The sequence below is a fragment of the Halobacillus sp. ABA4_118 genome (genome assembly GCF_056160205.1).
Map to the genome: position 1 here is coordinate 1,205,724 of NZ_JBSWWS010000001.1, position 20,838 is coordinate 1,226,561.

At 49.8% G+C, this 20,838-nt stretch carries 19 protein-coding genes and 1 riboswitch; of the genes, 3 read left to right on the forward strand and 16 right to left on the reverse strand.

The genetic code is table 11. The annotated features are described in order from the left end of the window. Positions 1-24: 24 nt before the first annotated feature. The 9 genes from ACXAGL_RS05920 to ACXAGL_RS05960 form a co-directional block, all read right to left on the reverse strand. Entirely contained in the window at positions 25-1,035 is a 1,011-nt protein-coding gene (locus ACXAGL_RS05920; RefSeq protein WP_474992338.1) for a Gfo/Idh/MocA family protein, read from the reverse strand. A gap of 30 nt (positions 1,036-1,065) precedes the next feature. Then, positions 1,066-1,770: a GDSL-type esterase/lipase family protein gene (locus ACXAGL_RS05925; protein ID WP_474990339.1), complete on the reverse strand. Its 705-nt coding sequence runs from the start codon at positions 1,768-1,770 to the stop codon at positions 1,066-1,068. 58 nt (positions 1,771-1,828) lie between these two features. After that, positions 1,829-2,605 (reverse strand): CAP domain-containing protein, encoded by a 777-nt coding sequence (locus tag ACXAGL_RS05930; protein ID WP_474969924.1) that lies wholly within the window; start codon positions 2,603-2,605, stop codon positions 1,829-1,831. 137 nt (positions 2,606-2,742) lie between these two features. Then, on the reverse strand, positions 2,743-4,185 hold the full coding sequence (locus tag ACXAGL_RS05935; RefSeq protein ID WP_474969925.1) for an aldehyde dehydrogenase family protein: 1,443 nt from the start codon (positions 4,183-4,185) through the stop codon (positions 2,743-2,745). 15 nt (positions 4,186-4,200) lie between these two features. Further along, the gene (locus ACXAGL_RS05940; RefSeq protein ID WP_474990341.1) at positions 4,201-5,253 is read right to left on the reverse strand and encodes a homoserine dehydrogenase; all 1,053 of its coding nucleotides are present in this window, start codon (positions 5,251-5,253) and stop codon (positions 4,201-4,203) included. 2 nt (positions 5,254-5,255) lie between these two features. Continuing rightward, entirely contained in the window at positions 5,256-6,440 is a 1,185-nt protein-coding gene (locus ACXAGL_RS05945) for a M20 metallopeptidase family protein (RefSeq protein WP_474990343.1), read from the reverse strand. Positions 6,441-6,452: 12 nt separating this feature from the next. Further along, entirely contained in the window at positions 6,453-7,631 is a 1,179-nt protein-coding gene (locus ACXAGL_RS05950) for a cystathionine gamma-synthase family protein (protein ID WP_474970453.1), read from the reverse strand. 1 nt (position 7,632) lies between these two features. Continuing rightward, entirely contained in the window at positions 7,633-8,604 is a 972-nt protein-coding gene (locus tag ACXAGL_RS05955) for a cyclodeaminase (RefSeq protein ID WP_474990345.1), read from the reverse strand. A 12-nt stretch (positions 8,605-8,616) separates the two neighbouring features. Continuing rightward, positions 8,617-9,819, reverse strand: coding sequence for a M24 family metallopeptidase (locus tag ACXAGL_RS05960; protein WP_474969929.1), 1,203 nt, complete (start codon positions 9,817-9,819; stop codon positions 8,617-8,619). A gap of 181 nt (positions 9,820-10,000) precedes the next feature. Between ACXAGL_RS05960 and ACXAGL_RS05965 the strand changes: the two genes are divergently transcribed. Further along, positions 10,001-11,221: a threonine synthase gene (locus ACXAGL_RS05965; RefSeq protein WP_474990347.1), complete on the forward strand. Its 1,221-nt coding sequence runs from the start codon at positions 10,001-10,003 to the stop codon at positions 11,219-11,221. Positions 11,222-11,252: 31 nt separating this feature from the next. Continuing rightward, positions 11,253-12,155 (forward strand): aldo/keto reductase, encoded by a 903-nt coding sequence (locus ACXAGL_RS05970; RefSeq protein ID WP_474990349.1) that lies wholly within the window; start codon positions 11,253-11,255, stop codon positions 12,153-12,155. A gap of 78 nt (positions 12,156-12,233) precedes the next feature. Here the strand turns inward: ACXAGL_RS05970 and thiE are convergent, their stop codons facing one another. The 7 genes from thiE to ku all read right to left on the reverse strand — a co-directional run bounded on the left by thiE (position 12,234) and on the right by ku (position 18,872). Then, positions 12,234-12,851, reverse strand: coding sequence for a thiamine phosphate synthase (gene thiE, locus ACXAGL_RS05975; RefSeq protein ID WP_474990351.1), 618 nt, complete (start codon positions 12,849-12,851; stop codon positions 12,234-12,236). After that, complete coding sequence (thiM, locus tag ACXAGL_RS05980) at positions 12,848-13,612, reverse strand: hydroxyethylthiazole kinase (protein ID WP_474970766.1); 765 nt, start codon at positions 13,610-13,612, stop codon at positions 12,848-12,850. Before thiM ends, thiE begins: the two co-directional genes overlap by 4 nt. Then, positions 13,609-14,412: a bifunctional hydroxymethylpyrimidine kinase/phosphomethylpyrimidine kinase gene (thiD, locus tag ACXAGL_RS05985; RefSeq protein WP_474990353.1), complete on the reverse strand. Its 804-nt coding sequence runs from the start codon at positions 14,410-14,412 to the stop codon at positions 13,609-13,611. Before thiD ends, thiM begins: the two co-directional genes overlap by 4 nt. Before the next feature lie 46 nt (positions 14,413-14,458). Next, positions 14,459-14,947, reverse strand: coding sequence for an energy coupling factor transporter S component ThiW (gene thiW / locus ACXAGL_RS05990; RefSeq protein WP_474969935.1), 489 nt, complete (start codon positions 14,945-14,947; stop codon positions 14,459-14,461). 79 nt (positions 14,948-15,026) lie between these two features. Further along, positions 15,027-15,136: riboswitch (TPP riboswitch) on the reverse strand. Between the two features lie 88 nt (positions 15,137-15,224). Beyond that, positions 15,225-16,907 (reverse strand): PucR family transcriptional regulator, encoded by a 1,683-nt coding sequence (locus tag ACXAGL_RS05995; RefSeq protein ID WP_474969936.1) that lies wholly within the window; start codon positions 16,905-16,907, stop codon positions 15,225-15,227. 16 nt (positions 16,908-16,923) lie between these two features. Further along, positions 16,924-17,883, reverse strand: coding sequence for a pyridoxal-phosphate dependent enzyme (locus tag ACXAGL_RS06000; protein WP_474990355.1), 960 nt, complete (start codon positions 17,881-17,883; stop codon positions 16,924-16,926). Between the two features lie 143 nt (positions 17,884-18,026). After that, on the reverse strand, positions 18,027-18,872 hold the full coding sequence (gene ku / locus ACXAGL_RS06005; protein ID WP_474990357.1) for a non-homologous end joining protein Ku: 846 nt from the start codon (positions 18,870-18,872) through the stop codon (positions 18,027-18,029). 91 nt (positions 18,873-18,963) lie between these two features. On the opposite strand from ku, the gene ligD reads away from it, so the two are divergent. Further along, positions 18,964-20,724: a DNA ligase D gene (gene ligD / locus ACXAGL_RS06010; RefSeq protein ID WP_474990359.1), complete on the forward strand. Its 1,761-nt coding sequence runs from the start codon at positions 18,964-18,966 to the stop codon at positions 20,722-20,724. The last annotated feature ends 114 nt before the right edge of the window (positions 20,725-20,838 follow it).

The following is a 20,838-nucleotide window of genomic DNA, read 5'->3' on the forward strand; positions in this document are numbered from 1 at the left end:
ACACGTGCCTCTTTTCTCTTCGTCTTATTCATCTGCGGGATATAGGAGACCAATCTGTCTGCGGGCTTCCTCCATAATCCGGGCAGTGATCAACGTGTGTTCGAAGGAATTTACAGAAGACTGTTTCGCCCCCCGTCCAATGACCTCAATAAACTCAGCCACTTCATAATACATAGGAGGAAAATCACTCTCGACCGTCAGTTCTTCCCGTTTTCCGTCCCGGTATAGGATGTGGATGTTTTCCGGTTCAGAAATGTTCGGAATGATCATGGTCCCTTTTTCTCCTTGAATTTCTGAAGGAGAATGGGAGTCGATAATCTTCGAGTGCATAACGACCCCTTCCATATCGCCGTAGTCCGCTGTTACAGATCCTTGGCCGTCGACACCGGATTCCAGAAACAGGCCGTTTGCTTTAATGGAGCGTGGTGCCCCGAATAAAGCCGCCATCGGATAGATGCCGTAAATCCCTAAATCCATCAATGAGCCGTTGGATAATTCAGGTTTGAAGGCATTCAGGACCTCTCCCTGCTTATACGCGTCATAACGGGAGCTGTACTTACAGAAGTTCCCTACATACCGGCGGACAGGGCCCAGCTTATGGAGATGCTGCTTCACCGCTGAAAATCCAGGCATCAGCGTGGACTTCATCGCTTCCATCAGGACGACCCCTTGGTTTTTGGCTGTATCAATCATACCGGCAATTTCCTGCTGGTTTGACGCCATCGGCTTCTCACAGAGTACATGTTTTCCATGCTTCATAAGAGTGACCGCATGTTCGGCGTGGAGAGCATTCGGACTGGCTATGTAGACGGCCTCGATTTCTTCACTGAGAGCCAGGTCTGTTATTTTTGTGAAACGGAGTGGAGCTCCGTACTGATCGGCGAACGCATCGGCCCGCTCCTGGTTTCTTGAATAAACCCCTGTCAATTCAAATTCCGGATGGCTGCGCCCGGCTTCAATCAGCTTTTCGGTAATGGTATTTGTTCCTATGATGGCAAATTTCAAAACGATACACCGCCCCTTCTTTATGGTCATTATACATGAAACCATAGGAAACCCCTATATTTACCGCTTGTTTTTCAACTGATTCCAGCCCAGCTCAGCCAGTTTTTCCTGTCCCTTTTTGTTCGGGTGAACATCCCGTTCTATGATATATTCCGGATGTCCTTCAAAAGCTCCGTACGCATCAATCAGCGTAACAGAAGCAAAATGACGGACCAGTTGGACGAGTGATTGATACTGCTGATTAATGTAGGAGAGGGGGGCACTCAACTGATCAGAGGCTGCCGGATAGGGATTATATAAATTATAGACAAGAATTTCCCCGTCTGACAAATCGTCAATTTCAAGGATTGTCGAATACACATTATAAATAAGATCTCTGATGACAGGTGCCGCTTTCTCCAGATCCACCCCTTGTAGGTTATCGTTTTTCTTAAGGAAATTGAGCAGGTCATTCCCTCCAATATAAAGAAGGATATAATCCGAATCAGCGACCGCTTTACGGAAGACCTTATTTGTTTTCAACTCCTGAAGCAGTTCTCCTGATGTAAGTCCCGGGACACTGAGATTATTGACGGCCATGTTCCCTTTTTTCCCAATCAAATAAGGAAAAGCATAAGGTGATGGCTGTTTATTGACGGGGGTAAGGTGATACCCATATGGGATGGAGTCACCAAGCGCTGTGATCTGCTTTTCAGGGAAGCTGTAGACATGGACAGCTCCCGTCATCCATATGAGCAGAAACAGTAGTAGTCCTGTCTTCTTCATGTGTATCGTCCTTTGCTGGTTTATGTAGAAAGGCGCCGGCAGAGCCGGCCGCTTTTCTTTACTTCGCTATGAACATCTGCACCCAGTAGTTCCCATCCTTGGCATAGCCTACACCAATGTGGGTGACACTGTTGTTCATGATATTTTTCCGGTGTCCGGAGCTGTTCAGCCATCCATCCACAACGGATTTTGGTGACTGCTGGCCTGCAGCTATGTTTTCAGCCGCTGTAGAATAATCGACATCAAAGTCCTTCAGCATATCGAACGGACTGCCGTAGGTTGGAGACGTATGGGAAAAATAATCATTCTCCGCCATATCCTCTGATTTCACCTGGGCGACCTCTTCCACTTCTGCACTATTCTTCAATGGCTCCAACCCATTCTTTTTACGGGCTTCGTTTGTTAACTCGATGACCTTTTTCTGAAAATCACCGGATGCTGCCTGGCTTTCGCTTGGGCTGGAGTCTTTTTCAGTTTGGTTCTTGTTTTGCTGAGCAGACTCCGGCTGTCCTTGGTTATCCCCGGATGGTGCAGCCTGACGTTGGTCATAACGGCCTTCCTGATCGAAAAAGTACGGACCTTCCATCCTTCCATTCGGACCATTGGGATTGATGCCCTCAAAATAGACGTTGGCATCGAAACGGCTCTGTTCATTGGAACGGGGATCTACGGCATACCTTTGTTCCTGCTGCATGTTCTCATCTTCCGGATCGAAGGTAACCTGGTTCAAATTGTTGCGCTGACTTTCACGCGCACGTTCTTCTGTTGTATTACAAGCAGCCAGCAAGCCGAGAAGCATGATGACTGATAAGATCACAAGGATATTCTTCCTCATTTTCATCCTCCTTAAGGAATAGGTTCATCTATACTATCTGCTCTTTCCATAACCTTATCCCTGAAAAGAAGTACCAGCATCACTCTTGCTTTTCCACGTAAAAAAAAGACTGCGGAACCCCACAGCCTTCGTATTTATCACCGGTGATTCAATCGGAAACAGACGACCTTCTGCTCGGTCATTGCTTCCATGCTGAAGCGCACACCTTCCCGGCCGATCCCCGATCCCTTGGTTCCACCAAACGGCATCTCATCAATCCGGTAATCACTGCTGTCGTTGATCATCAGTCCTCCAACATCCATATACTGAATAGCTTCAAACGCTTGTTGGATAGTATTGGTGAAAATTCCCGCCTGCAGCCCGTAGTTCACAGAATTGGACAATTCAATCGCTTCATCCAGACTTCTCACCGGGTGTACGAGCACAACAGGTCCGAATATTTCCTCCTTAGCCACTTTTGCATCATGCGGAACGCCGGTCAGAATGGTCGGATAGTAAAAGGCTCCTTCTCTTCTTCCACCAAGGACGATCTCCGCCCCTTCACTGACCGCTTCCTCCACCCAGCTTTCCACCCTGAGCGCCTCTTTTTCCTGAATCATCGGCCCGACATCCGTTTCTTCCTCCATTTTATCGCCAACATGGAGAGCAGCTGACGCGGCTGCGAACTCATCAAGAAAAGCTCCATACTGCTGTTCCTCCACATAAATCCGCTGCACACCGATGCAATTCTGCCCGGCCGCTGAAAAAGCACCTGAAACGCAGGCTTTTACAGCTTCTTCCCGGTCTGCGTCGTTCAAGACGATAACAGGGGAATTGGATCCGAGCTCCATACTTAATTTTTTTGTCCCTGCTTTTTTCGTAATCGCATCACCTGCTTCGGGTCCACCGGTAAATGAGATCATCTGAACGGCCGGATGAGTGATTAAAGTGTCACCAATATCTTTTCCTGATCCTGTAATGACGGACAAATACCCTTCTGGAAGCCCTGCGGCTGTAAACGCCTCAGCAAGTTTCAAAGCACTTAAGGGGGTGACAGAGGCCGGTTTCAGGACAATCGCATTACCCGCAGCGATCGCAGGGCCGATCTTATGCGCCACTAAGTTGAGGGGATCATTAAACGGCGTAATAGCTCCGATGACACCGATCGGAAAGCGCTGATAATAGCCGACTCGGTTTTCACCGCCTTCATTCTGATCAAAATTGATGGTTTCTCCTTTTAACCGCCGCGCTTCCTCGGCACTGATTTCAATCGTCTGAACCGCCCGCTTCACTTCTCCCCTGGCTTCGGTAATCGTTTTGCTTCCTTCCAGGGCGATCACTTCAGCAAAGGACTCTTGATTCTCCCGCACGTAAGCGGCAGCTTTTTTCAACACTGTCATCCGTTCATGCGTCGGCCAAGGGCGCCGGGAAGTAAAAGCACGATGCGCCCCTTCCACCGCCTCTTCCATATCTGATTTGGAGGCGGAAGGTACTTCGGCGAGTAAACGCCCGTCCTGAGGGTTGTAGACCGGGAAAGTGGAATCAGCTTCGACCCACCGCCCCGCGCACAGCATTTTTTCAACAACAGGATTCGTTTTCATGGCTCTGCTCCTTTCCTACACTTTTATTCTGGACTGCTGTTTATGGTAATGAATCAAATCAATCAACAAGGCATACCCGGTTTCCTTCAGTCCCGCTCCTGCTCCTGTCATAAAAATGGGGCCGGACATGTCACAGTCATATAAAATGGCATTCAAGGCTCCTGATACTCCCGCAAGAGGCTCATGAGCGGAGATGCGTTCCGGCTTGACCACCCCTGTAACACGGTCACCGTCCAAGGTTAATGTACCGATCAACCGCCATTTCTTTCCCGCTTTTTCCGCTTCCTGTATATCCGATGCACTCACTCCCGTAATCCCTGTACAAGGAATATCTTCCGGGGACAACGCCACACCAAAGACATGACCGGACAGGATGGCGAGTTTATAACGGACATCATAACCTTCCACATCACTGGTGGGATCAGCTTCTGCATACCCTAGGACCTGCGCCTGCTTCAAAGCCTCTCCATAGTCCAGACCCTGCTCCATCTCCGTCAAAATATAATTGGTCGTACCATTCAGGATGCCCTTAATTTTATGAATCGTATTTCCCGCAAGTGTCTGCTCTGGAAGACGCAGCGCAGGTGTTCCGCTCATGACCGTGCCTTCAAAACCGAAAAATGCACCTTTCTCCTCCGCTTTCCGGGTCAACTCCTCATACGCATGGGCGACAGGTCCTTTATTCGTCGTGATGACACTTTTCCCTTGATCCAGAGCCCGGCGGCAGTGGGTCAATGCCGGTTCGCCTGTTTCCACATTCGTATAAGTGACTTCCACGATGACGTCTGCATGAGCGTGATCGATCATCTCCAAACTGTCCCAGCCTTTAACGACACCCGCGTGTTCCGGATAGGTTTCCACAGTCCCATGATCGCTGAGCCCTTTCAAAAGAACGGGAATATCAAGCCCATCTGGATGATATACCGCCCCTTTCATAACATCACTGACTCCGACAACGACAGTATCCAAGCCATACTCCTTCCTAAGGCGGAATCTTTTCTCTTCGATGATTTCCGCAAGTGCGCGTCCGACTCCTCCAAAACCGATAAAGGCGATTTTAACAGGCATTGTCATCCCCCTCGCTTTAATAGTTCATAAGCACTCCCCAAAAGGACTTGAACACCATGGGGCAGTGCTTGTTCGTCCAAATCAAAATCGGATTGATGCAGACTTTTCTCTTCGGTCAGCCCACAGCCAAGGAAAAACATCGCACCGGGAATGGTTTTCGTGTAAAAACTGAAATCTTCACTCCCCATGCCGAAGGGTTCTTCAATAAGCTTCAAATAACCTGCGGCTGTTTTGATGGCTGTGTTGATATCGCGGTCGTTTACAAGGGCTGGTTCTCCCCGCTGGACAGTAAGTTCATATTTCCCGCCAAGGGCTGTCACGAGTGCAAGGGTCTGCTTCAATTCTTCCAGCAGCTGTTCTCGGACGGATTCCTTATAAGAACGGATCGTACCCTCCAGATAAAGCCGGTCGGGGATAATGTTTCCCGCTTCACCAGCCTGAACCCGGCCGACGCTGAGTGTCCCGACTTCCAATGGGTCCATCCGGCGCCCATTCAGGCTGTATAAAGCTCCCAGCAGCGAGGAGGCCATCCAGATTGGGTCTTTCACATGCTGTGGATAGCCGGCATGGCCGCCGGAACCATGGATGACAATGGAAAATTCATCGTTGTTTGCCATACTCGGCCCGTCATGCCACTGCACTTCCCCTGGTTTACGCCACGGACACATGTGAAGCCCCACCATTTTTTGAATATCATCCAATCTTCCTGTCTGCAGCATTTTCACAGCTCCGGTTTCCCCTTTAGAGTCGCAGCATTCTTCGGCCGGTTGAAAGATCAACTTCACTGTGCCTTTGAAACGCCCTCGTTCTGCATCTTCATGCAGCAGCTGAGCGGTACCCAGCAGTACAGCCATATGGGCATCATGGCCACAGGCGTGCATCACCCCTGGAACCCTGGAAGAGAACGAATGGGTGGTCGTTTCTTGAATCGGGAGGGCATCCATATCCGCCCGCAGTCCGACCACCGGACCTTCTCCATGACGAATGGAAGCAACCACGCCATGGCCGCCTACTTTTTCTTCTACCTTAAAGATTGGAAGCTTCTTAAGTTCCGCAGCAATCGTTTCACTCGTCCGCTTTTCCTGAAAACTGAGTTCAGGGTGGCGGTGGAAATCCCTTCTCCAGCTGACCAGCTGCTCAAACAATTGACGGGATCTCAAGGCCAAGTCCAGGTTTCTGGTCTCCACACCGCTCCCCCCTTAAGGATTCACATAGGTTTTCAGCGATTGGAATGCCTGGGCTAAGTCCGCCTTCAAATCTTCAATGTCTTCGATTCCCGCCGAATAGCGGATCAAGCCTTCAGGAATTCCCATAGCCGCTCGTTCTTCTGGTGTACACTCCACATGACTCGTCGTTCTCGAAGGGCCGACAACGGTTTCTACAGACCCTAAGTTGGCGGCTCTATTGGCATAATTCAACTTAGGCAGTAAATCACGGACACCTGCCACTCCGCCTTTCACAGAAAAGCTGAGCATGCCACCGAATCCTCTCATCTGTTCTTTCGCTGTCTGGTGATGCGGATGCTCCGGAAGGCCTGGATAGAAAACGGCTTCCACTTCGTCAAAGGATTTCAAGTATTCAGCGATGGCTGCAGCATTCTTGTTTTGTTGATCGACGCGCAGCTTCAACGTCTTCATCCCGCGCAGAAGCAGGTAGGCAGCCATCGGGTCGAGGGTGGCTCCATTGATTTCACGGTAGTGGTAGATCGGTTCAATCAATTCTTTTCTGCCACAGACTGCTCCCCCAAGAGCATCAGCATGGCCACCGAGGAATTTCGTGGCACTGTGGATGACAAGGTCTGCCCCTAGCTCCAGTGGGTTTTGGTTGACCGGTGTCGCAAATGTATTATCGACGATGACAAGGGCACCAGCAGCCTTTCCAGCCTCAGCCATCCGCTTGATATCCGTAATCTTCACGGTTGGATTGGTCGGGCTTTCCAAGTACAACACCTTGCATCCTTTGGCAATCTCCCCTTCAATCAATTCGTGATCTCCAGTCTCACAAAGGACAACCTCGACCTGCTGCTTGGGAAGGAATTCAGTAAAGATTTTATTCGTTCCGCCGTACGTATCTTTAATGGACACCACCCTGTCGCCCGGGAACAAGTACGTACTGAGCGTATTGCTGATGGCCGCCATCCCTGTGGAAAAGCTTGTGGCCGCCTCCGCTCCTTCCAAGATACGGATTTTGTCTTCAAACGCCTGCACAGTCGGGTTGGTGTTCCTGCCATAAATATGACCGGGCTTAGCGCCTACAGCAACGTCATACCATTCATCCATGTCGTCATAACCAAAAGATACGCTGTGGACGACAGGTACCTGTGTCGCTCCGAAAGCCAGCTGTTCCTTTTCACCAGCCCAGATGGATTTTGTGCTCATTTTAGCTTCTTTCACGAAGATCATCTCCTTTATTTTTCAAAGCTTTCCACGCAAACCTTGCGATGGCTGTGTCCTGCACCCCTGTTCCTGTTAAATCACAGACCGTAATATCCTCATCGGATGTTCGGGCCTGTTTACGGCCGCTGGTGAGCTCCCCGAGTTCCAGAGCCTGTTTTTCCAGATCCGGTACCCCTCTCAGTTCCCCGAGACGTCTGGACTGATGGATGACATCACAGGTGATGCTGTCCGCTTGTTCCAACACCCCGTGGTCAAGCTCCTGCTTATGTTCCGCATCCGATCCCATTGCTGTGATGTGAAGGCCGGGTTTTAACCATGCTGCATAAATCAGCGGCTCACGGGACGGGGTGGTCGTTACAACGATGTCGCTTTCATCGACGACCTGCTTCACGCTTGAGCAGATCGTTACCGGCAGGCCCAGTTCGTTTTCCACCTCTTTTTTATACGCTTCCGCCTGTTCCACTCTTCGTCCATACACATATACGTGATCGATAGGACGGACGAGCGTCAAAGCTTTCAATTGGAGTCTTGCCTGGGCACCTGTCCCGATGATACCGGCCCGGTGTGCGTCTTTTCTGCTGCAGAACGCCGCTGCCACGGCCCCCGCGGCGGCGGTACGCAGATCTGTCAATAGACCCTCATCTGCCAGCACGGCAAGCGGCTGTCCGGTACGGCTGTCAAGCAGAATCATCATGCCTCCGGATGTCGGAAGGCCTGCGGAAGGATTGTTAAAGAAGCCGGTGGATAATTTAACAGCAAAACTGTCTTCGCCCTCAATATAGGCGGACTTGATGTCCACTTCCCCGTTATGCTCCGGCACGTCTATACGCATAATCGGCGGCATCGTCACCTTTTTCGTGACCAATGCCGTAAAGGCTTGTTCGATGACTTTGAGTAATGGGGGATCGAGACGTATGAGGCGCTCGATCTCCTCCCTGGTATACAATTGAATCACGGCCACTTCCTTTCAGCTGATTTGTCCGCTCAAATCCAAATGGTCACGAATGACTAATTCCTGAGGATATGTGGTGAAGCGTTCACTGCCTGAGTCCGTCACCCGGAACGTTTCCGATATTTCTATCCCATCTGTATCAAACCAGAGTGCCGGGATGAGGTGGAAGGTCATATTAGGCTGAAGGACAGTCGGGTCCCCTTTTCTAATACTGGCTGTATGCTCGCCCCAGTCCGGAGGGTAATTCATGCCGACAGAATACCCGAGACGGGCTTCTTTTTCATATCCGTATTTTTTGATCGTGTGCCGCCATACTTCTTCAAGCTCTCCACAGGTGACTCCAGGCTTCGCAAAATCAAGCACCGTCTGAATACCTTCGAGAACCACGGGAGCGACCTGCTTCATCTTCTCATTCGGCTGTCCGATGGCTACGGTTCTTGCAAGTGGAACATGGTACCGCTTATAACACCCTGCCAGTTCTATAATAACGGCGCTTCCTTCTACAAACGGCCGGTCCGTCCACGTTAAATGAGGAATCGATGTATGGTCTCCGGTCGGCAGAAGCGGCACGATGGATGGATAATCCCCGCCGTATTCCGGCGTCCCTTTTACGAGATGGTAGTAAATCTCCGCTGCCGTATCACATTCTCTGACACCGGGCCGGACGCTTTCCACCCCTTGAGTCATGGCAAGATCCGCAATCCGGGCTGCCCGCCTCATGTATTCAATTTCCTGGTCTGACTTGACCATCCTCACTTGGTTGACCAAAAGCGAACCATCCGCAAAAGAAGCGTCCGGAAGTCCCTGCTTCAGCCGTTCCAGAGCCATACCCGTGAAGTAGTAGTGATCCATTTCCACACCGATGCGTCGTTTCCCCTGACCGATCTGCCGGATGATTTCCGCTGCAAAATCCATCGGATGGTACACGGCTGAATGGACATAGTAATCCGGATAGGCGATGACATTTTCATCGTAGATCCATGTCGTCACTTTGGCACCGCCGGCATCCTGGTATCGGCCAATCCAGAGTGGCTGAGGTTCATCAATCAAAATTACGAGCATTTGATGGACATAAAAGGACCACGCATCATAACCGGAGAGATAATTCATATTGGCAGGATCCGTTATCAGCAGCACATCGATCCCTCTGTCCGCCATATTTCCTTTGACGGCCTGCAGACGCTTCTGGTACTCCAAAATGTCAAACGGAAGAACCATTCCATCCCCTCCATCCAAGTAGTCAGAATTTCAAATCTTCATTACGTCCATTGTATTCAACAGAAATTTTTTATGTAATGTAAAAATTGTATGAATTTTCAAGGCTGTCCTTGCTACATAATGGACACAGATGTCCCCTTTGGTGTTATGCTCTTTATAAATGCTTGTAGGAGGATGATCCATGACGTACAGTTACATCTCTCACCTTTACTGCCCGAAATGCTCGAAAACCTACAACACCTCAGAACCTCACCACTTATGTACTTGCGGCTCACCACTGCTTGTAAACTATGATTTGGAAGCGCTGTCTACATCTTGGTCAAAAGAAAGCCTCAGGGACCGCAATCCCGATCTCTGGCGCTATCATGAACTTCTTCCACTACAGAACCCTTCTTCCCGGGTCTCCCTGGGAGAGGGGATGACACCGCTCCTTTCTCTGCCCGCTCTTGGAAAAGACATGAACATCCCCCATCTGGATATGAAGGATGAAGGCGTCATTCCGACGGGCTCTTTCAAAGCCCGCGGAGCAGCTGTCGGGGTATCCAAAGCCCGCGAACTTGGCGTGAAGGAACTGGCTATGCCGACAAATGGCAATGCAGGAGCGGCTTGGTCCCTCTATGCCGCCAGAGCGTCCATCACCCCCACCATTGTTATGCCGGTCGGTGCCCCGAAAATCACACGGAATGAGTGCGCGGTTTCGGGAGCACGCCTTTTCCTTGTCAATGGCTTGATCAGCGATGCCGGCCAAATCATTTCACGGGCCGCTCAGGACCCGGACATCTATGATGTTTCCACATTGAAAGAGCCTTATAGAATCGAAGGAAAGAAAACAATGGGGCTTGAAATCGCAGAACAGACCGAATGGAAGCTGCCGGATGTCATTTTGTATCCGACCGGAGGCGGCGTCGGTTTAATCGGTATTTATAAAGCGATTCGGGAGCTCCAGCGACTGGGATGGGTAGAAGACGGGCGGATGCCGCGACTTGCTGCTGTCCAGTCAGAGGGCTGTGCCCCCATTGTGAAGGCCTGGGAAGAGGGACGGACAGAGTCCGATTTCTGGGAGGATGCAGATACGATAGCGTTTGGAATCAACGTTCCGAAAGCCATCGGTGATTTCCTTGTGTTGGAGGCGATCTATGAGTCCAATGGCTGTGCGGCTGCTGTATCTGAATCATCGATTCTGGAAGAACAGCAGCGGGCGGCGGAAATGGAGGGAACATTCGTCTGCCCGGAAGGTGCGGCTGCTTTTGCTGCTGCCCGGCAGCTGCGTCAGAAGAACTGGATCAAGGAAGAAGAGCACGTCGTCGTATTGAATACCGGAGCCGGCATCAAATATCCGGACACCGTAAACCTTGATATTCCAATCCTTCAACCTGGTGACACTTTGAAAAGAAAGGTATGATGAAAGTATTCTTAAAGAAAGTTGGGATAGAATGGAACGCATACAAATAGCAGAAGACCTCTCTTATTCACGCATTGTACACGGATTATGGCGTTTAGCCGACTGGAACCAATCGAAGGAAGAGACACTGGACTTGATTGAACACAATATCGATCAAGGCATAACGACATTTGACCATGCTGATATTTACGGAAGCTATACTTGTGAGAAGCTTTTCGGAGAGGCACTCAGTCTGAAGCCATCTCTCAGGGATCAGATGGAGATTGTAACGAAGTGCGGCATCGTACTTCCTTCAGAAAACCGCCCGGAGCATATGTCTCATCACTACAATACGACGAAAGAACATATCATCAAGTCGGTGGAACAGTCGCTTACCGATCTTCAGACAGAGTATGTAGACACTTTGCTGATCCATCGTCCCGACCCGTTCATGGACCCTGCATCCACAGCTGAGGCCTTTATTCAGCTGCAGAAAGAAGGAAAAGTACGTACCTTTGGTGTGTCCAATTTCAAGGATCATCAATGGCAGATGCTTGAATCCTATCTGCCGTTTTCTCTTGTAACCAACCAGCTGGAACTTTCCGCCTACCAACTGGAAAACTTTGAAGACGGTACGTTAAACCTTTGTCAGCAGAAACGCGTCGCGCCCATGGCCTGGTCCCCTCTGGCCGGCGGAGAAGTCTTTACATCCAACGATGATAAAGCCGTGCGGCTGCGAGACACACTGGCGAAGATCCAGGAGGAAATCGGTGCCGAGGGCATAGATGAAGTCATGTATGCCTGGCTTTTGAACCATCCGTCCCGGATTATGCCGATCGTCGGATCCGGTAAAAAGAACCGGATCGCCGGTGCCGTTAGAAGCCTGGATTACACCCTTACTCATGATCAGTGGTTTGAAATTCTACAGAGCTCCATGGGCCATGATGTACCGTAATTCATTTACAAACGTTTGATTCTATAAAAAGGACCGGAACGACGCTCGTCATTGCGTCGTTCCGGTCCTTTTCAGCGTTTATAACTCTCCAACAGCCTTCCGGATATCCTCCGCTTTCGTAATGGCGGATATGACAGCTGTGCCGGATGCGCCGGCTTCCATCACTCTGTGTGCATTTTCCGTGGTGATGCCGCCGATGCCGACCACAGGCATGTCCGGCTGTCTATCTTTTAATTCTTTGATCCATTCCGTACCGGAAACCGGGTTGGCATCCTTTTTACTCGTTGTAGGATAGACCGGCCCTGCTCCAAGGTAATCGACGAGATCAACGGGGCTGTTTTCCCATTCATCCAGGTCGGAGACGGACAGACCGATCACCGCATCAGGATGTGCCTCCCGGATCCCCTTGACGTGTTCATCCGACTGACCGACATGGATGCCTTCCGCGTTCAATCGGCGGAAAAGGTCCACATCATCATTTACGATGAATAAAATACCGGCGGATTTACAGCGCTGCTGCAATGCAGCCGCCAGCTGATATTTTTCATCCCCCTGCAGCGCCCCTTCCCCTTTTTCCCGGAATTGGAAAGCCGTAACGCCCCCTTCAATCGCTTCGTCCAGGATGGATAAAGGGTCCCTGTCACAGTCCTGACTGCCCATGATCAAATATTTTCTGAGCTGCTGTTCCAAATTCACCGGTCCGCCTCCTCTTCTGCTCCCAGAGCATCGATAAACGCAGGAACAAATGTCCCGGGTCCTGACACATGAGGGTGAGAAGCGGCCTGTTCTGCTGCTTTACCAAAATGATAGAGACCGGCCCGGACGTTTCCTGCGCGGTCTCCTTCTATGGCAAGAAACGCAGTGAGAACGGCACCAAGCAGACATCCGGATCCTGTGACTTTTGAAAGCCATTGGTGTCCTGTATCGTTTTTGAAGACTTCTCCTTCATACCCGATCACATCGGTTTTGCCTGTGCAGACAGCCATCGTCTGATAAAGTTCAGAAACTTTGAGAGCAATCTCATCGGTATTGGAGGCTTCTCCAGAGTCCACCCCTTTTGTTTCGACTTTCTCTCCAGCAAGGAAAGCCAGTTCTCCCGCATTGCCTTTGATCACATCGACATGAACCGTCGACAATATTTTCCTACAGGCCTCTTCCCTGTAGGAGGTGGCAGCGACTCCTACAGGATCCAGAACGACAGGGACGCCGGCTTCATTCGCCGCTTTTCCCGCCTCCAGCATCGCTTCCACCTGCTGCTCGTTCAATGTGCCGATATTCAACAGAAGGCCGTCTGCCAAACGAGCGACATCCCCGGCTTCCTGAACGGCATTCGACATAATCGGCGAAGCGCCGAGAGCAAGCAGGCCGTTGGCTGTATAATTCATGACGACTGCATTGGTAATGTTATGGATCAAAGGGCGTTCACTCCGCAGCTTCTGGATCAATGTTTGTGTCATGGATGAAAAACCTCCCTGCGTACAGCGAAATGATTGGTCGGACCGTCCCCTTTACCAAGATCGAAAGAATGGCGAATAGCCTCTGTCACAAAATGCTTGCCCTTTTCTACCGCCTGCGCGAGCGGATATCCCTGGCTCATATAAGCGGCTATAGCAGCCGAGTACGTGCAGCCTGTGCCATGGGTATTCACTGAATCAATCCGTTCTTCTTCGAAGGTGTGCAGCTCATATCCGTCATATAGAAAGTCGACCGCTTTCCCTTTTAAATGGCCGCCTTTTACAAGCGCAGCACCGGCTCCCAGCTGTTCTACAATTTCCACAGCTGCTTCCTTCATATCCTCTTCATGATGGATCCTTCGATTGAGAAGGGTTTCTGTTTCCGGAATATTGGGGGTGACAAGCGTCGATTCTGGTACAAGATGCCTTTTTAAATAGATCTGTTCTTCCTGCTCTACAAGCGGATCTCCACTTTGAGCAATCATGACAGGGTCCATAATATACGGAGCATCGATGGTCTGCATCCAGTCTTTAATGACCTGCATCATTTCCTTATTGGCAATCATCCCTGTCTTCACAGCGTGCACCGGCATATCATCACTTACCGCAAACAGCTGCTCACGGATGAAGGAGTCAGGGAGATGATGCACATCTTTGACTCCTGTCGTATTTTGGGCGACAACCGAAGTCACCACACTCATACCATAGCTTTTCAATTCCTGGAATGTTTTCAAATCGGCCTGGATGCCGGCTCCTCCACTTGGATCCGTACCGGCAATTGTTAATACACATGCGGGTTTCATTGAACCACTTCCTTTCCTATCAATCATTCTTTTCAATTGGATTTCATCAGGACTGCGGGAGCGGGCTTTCCACCTTCACTCTTGATAAAAGGAACACAGCAATGACCGCTCCTGACAGACTACTCACTAGAAACGACGGAAGAAACGCAAAGACCGCTGCTGAGCTTCCCATGAACCAGCTGGCGAAGGGAACGGCGGCCAGAGCACCAATCACACCTGTGCCCAGCACTTCTCCTGCTGCTGCAGAAAGTTTCCGTGCATAAACCTTATAAAATACACCGGCAAAAAACGCCCCGAACATACCTCCGGGAAAAGCCAGAATCGTCCCGAGTCCCAGCAGAAAACGCAGCAGGCCGATGACAAAAGCGACCGCCACCGCTGGAATCGGACCGAGCATTACGGCTGCCATGACATTGACGGCGTGCTGGACAGGGTAGGCTTTGGCTGCTCCAGCGGGAAACCATAAAAACTGCGAGCCTAGTGTACCTACGGCCACAAGGACGGCCATGAATGTAAGAATTCTGGTTTTATTCATCAGTCAGCTCCTTCCTGGGAATAAAATAAAAAACCAGGTCCACCGGGGACCTGGTTTTGATAGAAGAAGTCGATCAATGACGATCATGTGACTACTTCCCTCCGCTGGTATTAACCAGATCAGGTACGTAAGAGTCAGAAAGCGTCCATGCTTTCCTCTCAGCCTCTTCAGGCTCCCCTAGTAGTTTTGAAATCTATTCACTTGCATCCATCATAACAAAACTGGTTGAATCTGTCATCATCTCCTGCCTCATGCAGCCAGGCAAAAAGACTTCCGTTCACTGCGGCCCGGGCTTCTCTACTTTTTTCAGGAGCCACAGCCGCACACTCAGCTCCAGTAAAAATAAATCATCCGCGTTCAACAAGGACAACCCCGTCAGCTGTTCAATATTCCTCAGCCGGTGCAGAAGGGACTGCCGGTGCAGATTCAGTGCCCTCGATGTCTGGCTGACATTGCTGTTGTACTTGTTATAAACCATAAATGTATGAAGAAGCTCCGCCTGCCTTTTCTGATCATAATCAATCAGGGGCTGGAGAGTATCCTGAACAATATCCTCGATTTCTTTTTTATGGGATAAGGCCATCAAAAGCCTGTTCATCCTTGTCTCCTTAAAGAATGTCCGGCCCCCGGCCTCGTTCTGCTGCTCTCCCATCTGCAGGGCTGTCCGCGCTTCCTCATAGCTGTGATGGAAGACTTGATACCCTTCTTTATGACACGAAATCCCCCATTGGATCGTGACACCAGCCAGCAGTTCGAACAAACGCCTTTCGACAAGGTCCAGAAATTGATTCGCTGCTTCCTCACTGCCTGCTTTATCCGCCTCCAGAAAGATGATGACTCTCTCTTCATCAAAGGTCGTCATCACCTGCCGTCCCACCATGTGCCCGGCATAAGCGGCCTCCTTCTGGATGTAATAGTTGCGGCTCTGTAGAGAAGAAGAAGAGGGAAGCTGTCCATCGTTTCCTACTGAACGGCTTGCCGGCCGATGGAACAGAACCTCTCCGACAAAGCAGACGTAAGGTTTCTCAAGATCATAGCCGAGAAGCCTGGCTTTCGACAACAGCTGCTTGTCCATGCGCTGCTCCTGCTTCGCCAGTTCCAAAAGAAAGTTATCCTTGAGACGGATTTCTGTCATTTCGATGGCATTTTCCTTCACGAAATAAAGGGCACAGGCGGTCAGCGTGTGCTCAAGAATCGTCATCATCTCTGTTGTTACCTCTTGGTCCTTTTCCGGCTGAAACAACAAATATCCCTGTTTCTTATAGTTGGATAGAATCGTAAGCTGATAACAGCATTCTTCACCGATTTGATAAGCTTCTATAAAATGTGTAAGCGGGTGCTCCACACGGAAAGGATGCTCAATTAAAGAAACAACCGCTTCTTTACGCCCGTTCAACGCTTCAATCAGGGAAGAATCAAAATGCTGATTGGCCCGGATGTGCTTCAAATGGTCACTGATGGCATTGGGCAGCCCTGTGTATTGATAGAGGATGGTCGTGATTTCCTGAAGTCCCTTCCCATTCAGCACGCAATTGATCAATTCCTGACGGATCCCTTCGACATGCCTGTGAATCTTCTGTTTCTCATCATTGATTAACTGCAGCACGCCTTGAAGAATATCCGCAAACCGTACTTCCCAGGGGATTTCCACAAGCACGAGCTCATGTTGTTCAGCTAGAGCAATGATACGATCAGGGATTTTAAACAAATGACGGCCGGTGGCAAAAGCCAGAATGGAAGCATCTGACCGGATGACATCCTTCACGTAGGCCTCCAGGGCCGGGATATCCTCCCCGCATCCCACTCCCGTGCTGAGAACAAATTCATTGTTTCTCACAAAATTTTCGACAGGCGTCTCTATGACAGAGATCCACTCCACATCACGCTCATAAACAGGCGTCTGCACGTTCGCTTTCTCTAACATCGGCAGCTTCAATACCTCTTCCACAGGTACACCCATCCCCACTCCCCCTTTTTCAGTTGTCCATCCACGTTCGAACCGTATCTGTATCTACATTGTTTCCCGTAATGATCAAGACCACAGGCCCTTCCAAAATCGGCTGATCAAGGAGATAGCCGGCTCCAACAGCGGCTGCACCCTCTACGATAATTTTATGATGATCAAGGAGACTGTATAATCCTTCTTTAATACGGTCTTCCTGTAAAAGCACACCTTTATCCATCAACGACCGGGTCATAGAAAATGTATAACGGTTATCCTCACCAATGCCACCCAGCAGACTATCGGCCAGGGTATCCTCTTCTTCCAGCCTAACGACCGCCCCTTTTTTCAGACTGGCCTGCATGACGGCACTTCGTTCCATCGTCACCCCGGTGACTGAAACAGCAGGATCCATCTTCTTCAAAACGAATCCGATCCCGGATAAAAGGCCGCCTCCGGACAGCGGGATCACCACTTCTTTCAGTTCAGGAAGCTGTTCCATCAATTCAAGACCGATGGTTCCCTGTCCAGCAATCACCTCGGGGTCATCAAAGGGCTGGACGATCGTCATTCCACACTTAGATGCCAGCTCCCTGCAGCGAACAGCAGCTTCATCCTGACTGACCCCCGTCCGTTCGATATCCGCCCCCAGACGCTTCAGACGTCTAAGCTTCGCTTCTGGAACACGACGGGATAGGCAAACCGTACAAGGAATACCCATCTGCCGTGCTGCGTAGGCGGTGGCGATTCCATGATTTCCTGTAGAAAATGTTGTCACACCACGCTTTTTTTCATCTTCTGTTAAAGATAGCAGCTTGTTTGCCGCCCCCCTTATTTTAAAAGATCCTGTAGGATGGGATTGTTCCATTTTCAAGTAAACCGGCTGCCCTGAGCGGTCGGAGAAATACTCCGAATACACAAGCGGCGTCGGTTTCACGATGCTCCCGATACGTTTCCTCGCTTTCCACACATCTCTCAACAACAGCTGTTCCAAAGAATCCCCCCTGAAATAGATAAAAAATTCTGATTATTACTTATTATAGGGGATGGATTGATAGTCGGAAAAGGGGCAGAAAGGGGAATCTTTGTAAAACCCTCTAAAAAAAGCCCTCCCATGACGGGGAGGGCTTGATGTATTCAGGATGATTTCTTCTTTCCGGACGTCGTTGTTTTCGTTCGTGCTGCTTTGGTCTTGCGCTTTTTCGTGGGTCCTTTTGTCTTTTCAAGGGATTTTTCCAAGGCGTCCATCAGACTTGTAACGTTATCCGGAGCCGGTTTATCCTTCGCTGTTGTAATTTCTTCATTATTTTTCTTCGCTTCAATCAGTTCCATCAACGCTGTCCGGTAGTCATCTTTATATTTCCCAGCATCAAATTCGGTGGTCAGCTGGTCGATCAATGTAACAGCGGTACTCAGTTCTTTTTTACTTAAATCAGATTCTTCAGGGACATTCGGGACATCCTGGACACTCCGCACTTCATCAGGATAGTGGATGGTCTCCATGACTAAGGTGTTCTCATACACCCTTAAAACAGCCAGCTGCTCCTTCGAGCGGATGATGATTTTGGCAATCCCGATTTTACCGGTATCCCCGAGTGCCTGACGCAGAAGGCTGTAGGCCTTGGCCCCGCCTTCGTTTGGAGAGATGAAATAGCTCCGTTCAAAGTATATCGGATCGATCTCCTCCAGTTTTACAAAATCGAGGATTTCCACCGCTTTATCGTCTTGTTCCTTTTTCAGCTGCTCTAAATCCTCGTTGTCCAGGACAACAAACTTATTTTTCGCATACTCGTAGGCCTTAACGATTTCTTCACTTTCGATTTCTCTGTCACAGACAGGACAGCGCTTTTCATATTCCACCGGCGAATGACACTCTTCGTGCAGCTGCCTCAGCTTAATATCCTTATTTTCTGTAGCAGCATGCAGTTTCACAGGAATGTTGACCAGACCGAAACTGATGGTTCCTTTCCACATGGTGTGCATAGTGATGGCTCCTTTTTTCTTAGCTTTTGCGTTCAAAGTGAAAATATGTTCCATCCTGAAAGGACAACCTAAGGGAAAAAGGAGGAAACGTATGAAACGTCCGATGCTGCTCACCCCGTCCGCCGATCTCCCTGAAGGCGAGGAGTGGATGTATGAACCAAAATATGATGGCTTCCGGGCACTCCTCGAATGTACATCTGAAGGCATCCGCCTGATCAGCCGGAACGGGAAGGATTTAACAAATAAATTCCCTGAAATCAGTGAAGCCGCCCCTCCCCCGCATACAAGTCCCTTTATCCTGGACGGGGAAATTGTCATTCTAAATACAGCTTTTCAAGCCAATTTCGACCTTCTCCAAAAGCGGGGACGTTTAAGAAAGACAGCGAACATTCGAAAAGCAGCGGCGGAGCGGCCTGCCTTATTTGCAGCTTTTGATTTCGTTCAGGAAAAAATTCCGTTAAAAGAAAGAAAACAACGGCTGACGGAACTCCTTGCCAAGTGGGAACACCCACGAATTGAAATGGTGGCCGTTTATCAACATGTGGATAAGCTGAAAGACATCACCCACCTGCACTTTGGTGAAGGAATCATCGCCAAACGGAGCACCAGCACCTATCAATTCGGAGAAAGGACCCGGCACTGGCTGAAGTGGAAGCAGTGGAAAACAGCATCCGTATTCCTCACCCGCTTCGACCCGGGCAATGGATATGTGGATACAGGTGTGTATAACGAGGGGCAGATTCGAAAAGCTGGACGCTTCAAACATGGTCTTCCACATGATGAAGCTGCCACTCTTCGTCAATTTTTTAAGGAGAAAGGGAAAAAAGAAAAGAACAAGTGGACACTCCCGCCGAGCGTCTGTGCTGACATCCACTGCTTAGGAGCAGAAAGTGGAGAGTTCCGGGAACCGATGTTTCACCGTTTCCGTTTCGATCACACACCAGAAGAATGTACATCAAGGAAGATGACGTGGGATTTAAGTTTGTTCCCCGGCCGTTTTGAGCCGACCAGCCTTGAAAAAGAGCTGTTCCCAGGTGTGACCAAGCGGGACTATCTTCTGTACACCCGTCATATCGCTCCTTATATGCTGCCTTTCATGAAAGAAAAGAAATTGACCGTGATTCGCTTTCCTGACGGCATTCATAACGAATCCTTCTTCCAGAAACACCGGCCGGATTATGCACCGGATACACTGAAACTGTGGATGGAAAAAGGAGAGCCCTATATGATCTGCGAAGAACTTCATGGTCTTCTCTGGCTGGCGAATCAGGGAGCCGTAGAATTCCATCTTCCTTTTGAAAAAGCAGGCGGTGTTCACCCGGATGAAATCATTCTTGATCTGGATCCTCCAGAAAAAGAGGCTTTCCCTCTCTGCCTCACAGCCGCTCTTCTCTGCCGGAAATGGCTGGATGAGCTGGACATGATCAGCTTCATTAAACTATCAGGAAGCAAAGGGATGCAGCTTCACATCCCGTTCCAAGAGGGAGATCTTACTTATGAAGAAACGCGGGCCATCACAAAGACATTAGCCCGGCTCCTCGTTGAGACAAAACCGGATCTTTTCACTGTGGAACGATTGAAAAGAAAGCGTAAAGACAGACTGTACATCGATTATGTCCAGCATGGGGAAGGGAAGACGATCATCGCTCCCTATTCTGTACGGGCGAAGGACGGCGCTCCGATTGCCGCCCCTTTGCACTGGGAGGACGTACAGGATGGACTGGACCCCCGGTCATTCACGGTGGAGAACATGCTTGAAAGGCTCCAAAAAAGAGGGGATCCTTTTCAGGACTATGAAAAAGCCAGAGCCTTCCAACCGATGGATCAGGTTCAAGCCCTGCTCGACTATTGATGTAGGATATTGCCCGGGAAATAGGAAAATACGCCATTCTTCTTTCATACAGGCGGATGTCGAGGTTCCATTTTTTATGTAGAGGTGTTGGGAAAAGGAGAAATCCAGCGGTCG

Bases quoted from the DNA above. Each gene is read 5' to 3' on its own strand.
- ACXAGL_RS05970 (WP_474990349.1), top strand. From the start codon at position 11,253: ATGGAACGCATACAAATAGCAGAAGACCTCTCTTATTCACGCATTGTA.
- ACXAGL_RS05935 (WP_474969925.1), bottom strand. From the start codon at position 4,185: ATGAAAACGAATCCTGTTGTTGAAAAAATGCTGTGCGCGGGGCGGTGG.
- thiD (WP_474990353.1), bottom strand. From the start codon at position 14,412: ATGAAACCCGCATGTGTATTAACAATTGCCGGTACGGATCCAAGTGGA.
- ligD (WP_474990359.1), top strand. From the start codon at position 18,964: ATGAAACGTCCGATGCTGCTCACCCCGTCCGCCGATCTCCCTGAAGGC.
- thiM (WP_474970766.1), bottom strand. From the start codon at position 13,612: ATGACACAAACATTGATCCAGAAGCTGCGGAGTGAACGCCCTTTGATC.
- ACXAGL_RS05930 (WP_474969924.1), bottom strand. From the start codon at position 2,605: ATGAGGAAGAATATCCTTGTGATCTTATCAGTCATCATGCTTCTCGGC.
- ACXAGL_RS05940 (WP_474990341.1), bottom strand. From the start codon at position 5,253: ATGCCTGTTAAAATCGCCTTTATCGGTTTTGGAGGAGTCGGACGCGCA.
- ACXAGL_RS05920 (WP_474992338.1), bottom strand. From the start codon at position 1,035: ATGACCATAAAGAAGGGGCGGTGTATCGTTTTGAAATTTGCCATCATA.
- ACXAGL_RS05950 (WP_474970453.1), bottom strand. From the start codon at position 7,631: ATGAGCACAAAATCCATCTGGGCTGGTGAAAAGGAACAGCTGGCTTTC.
- ku (WP_474990357.1), bottom strand. From the start codon at position 18,872: ATGCACACCATGTGGAAAGGAACCATCAGTTTCGGTCTGGTCAACATT.
- ACXAGL_RS05995 (WP_474969936.1), bottom strand. From the start codon at position 16,907: ATGGGTGTACCTGTGGAAGAGGTATTGAAGCTGCCGATGTTAGAGAAA.
- ACXAGL_RS05965 (WP_474990347.1), top strand. From the start codon at position 10,001: ATGACGTACAGTTACATCTCTCACCTTTACTGCCCGAAATGCTCGAAA.
- ACXAGL_RS05960 (WP_474969929.1), bottom strand. From the start codon at position 9,819: ATGGTTCTTCCGTTTGACATTTTGGAGTACCAGAAGCGTCTGCAGGCC.
- thiW (WP_474969935.1), bottom strand. From the start codon at position 14,947: ATGAATAAAACCAGAATTCTTACATTCATGGCCGTCCTTGTGGCCGTA.
- ACXAGL_RS05925 (WP_474990339.1), bottom strand. From the start codon at position 1,770: ATGAAGAAGACAGGACTACTACTGTTTCTGCTCATATGGATGACGGGA.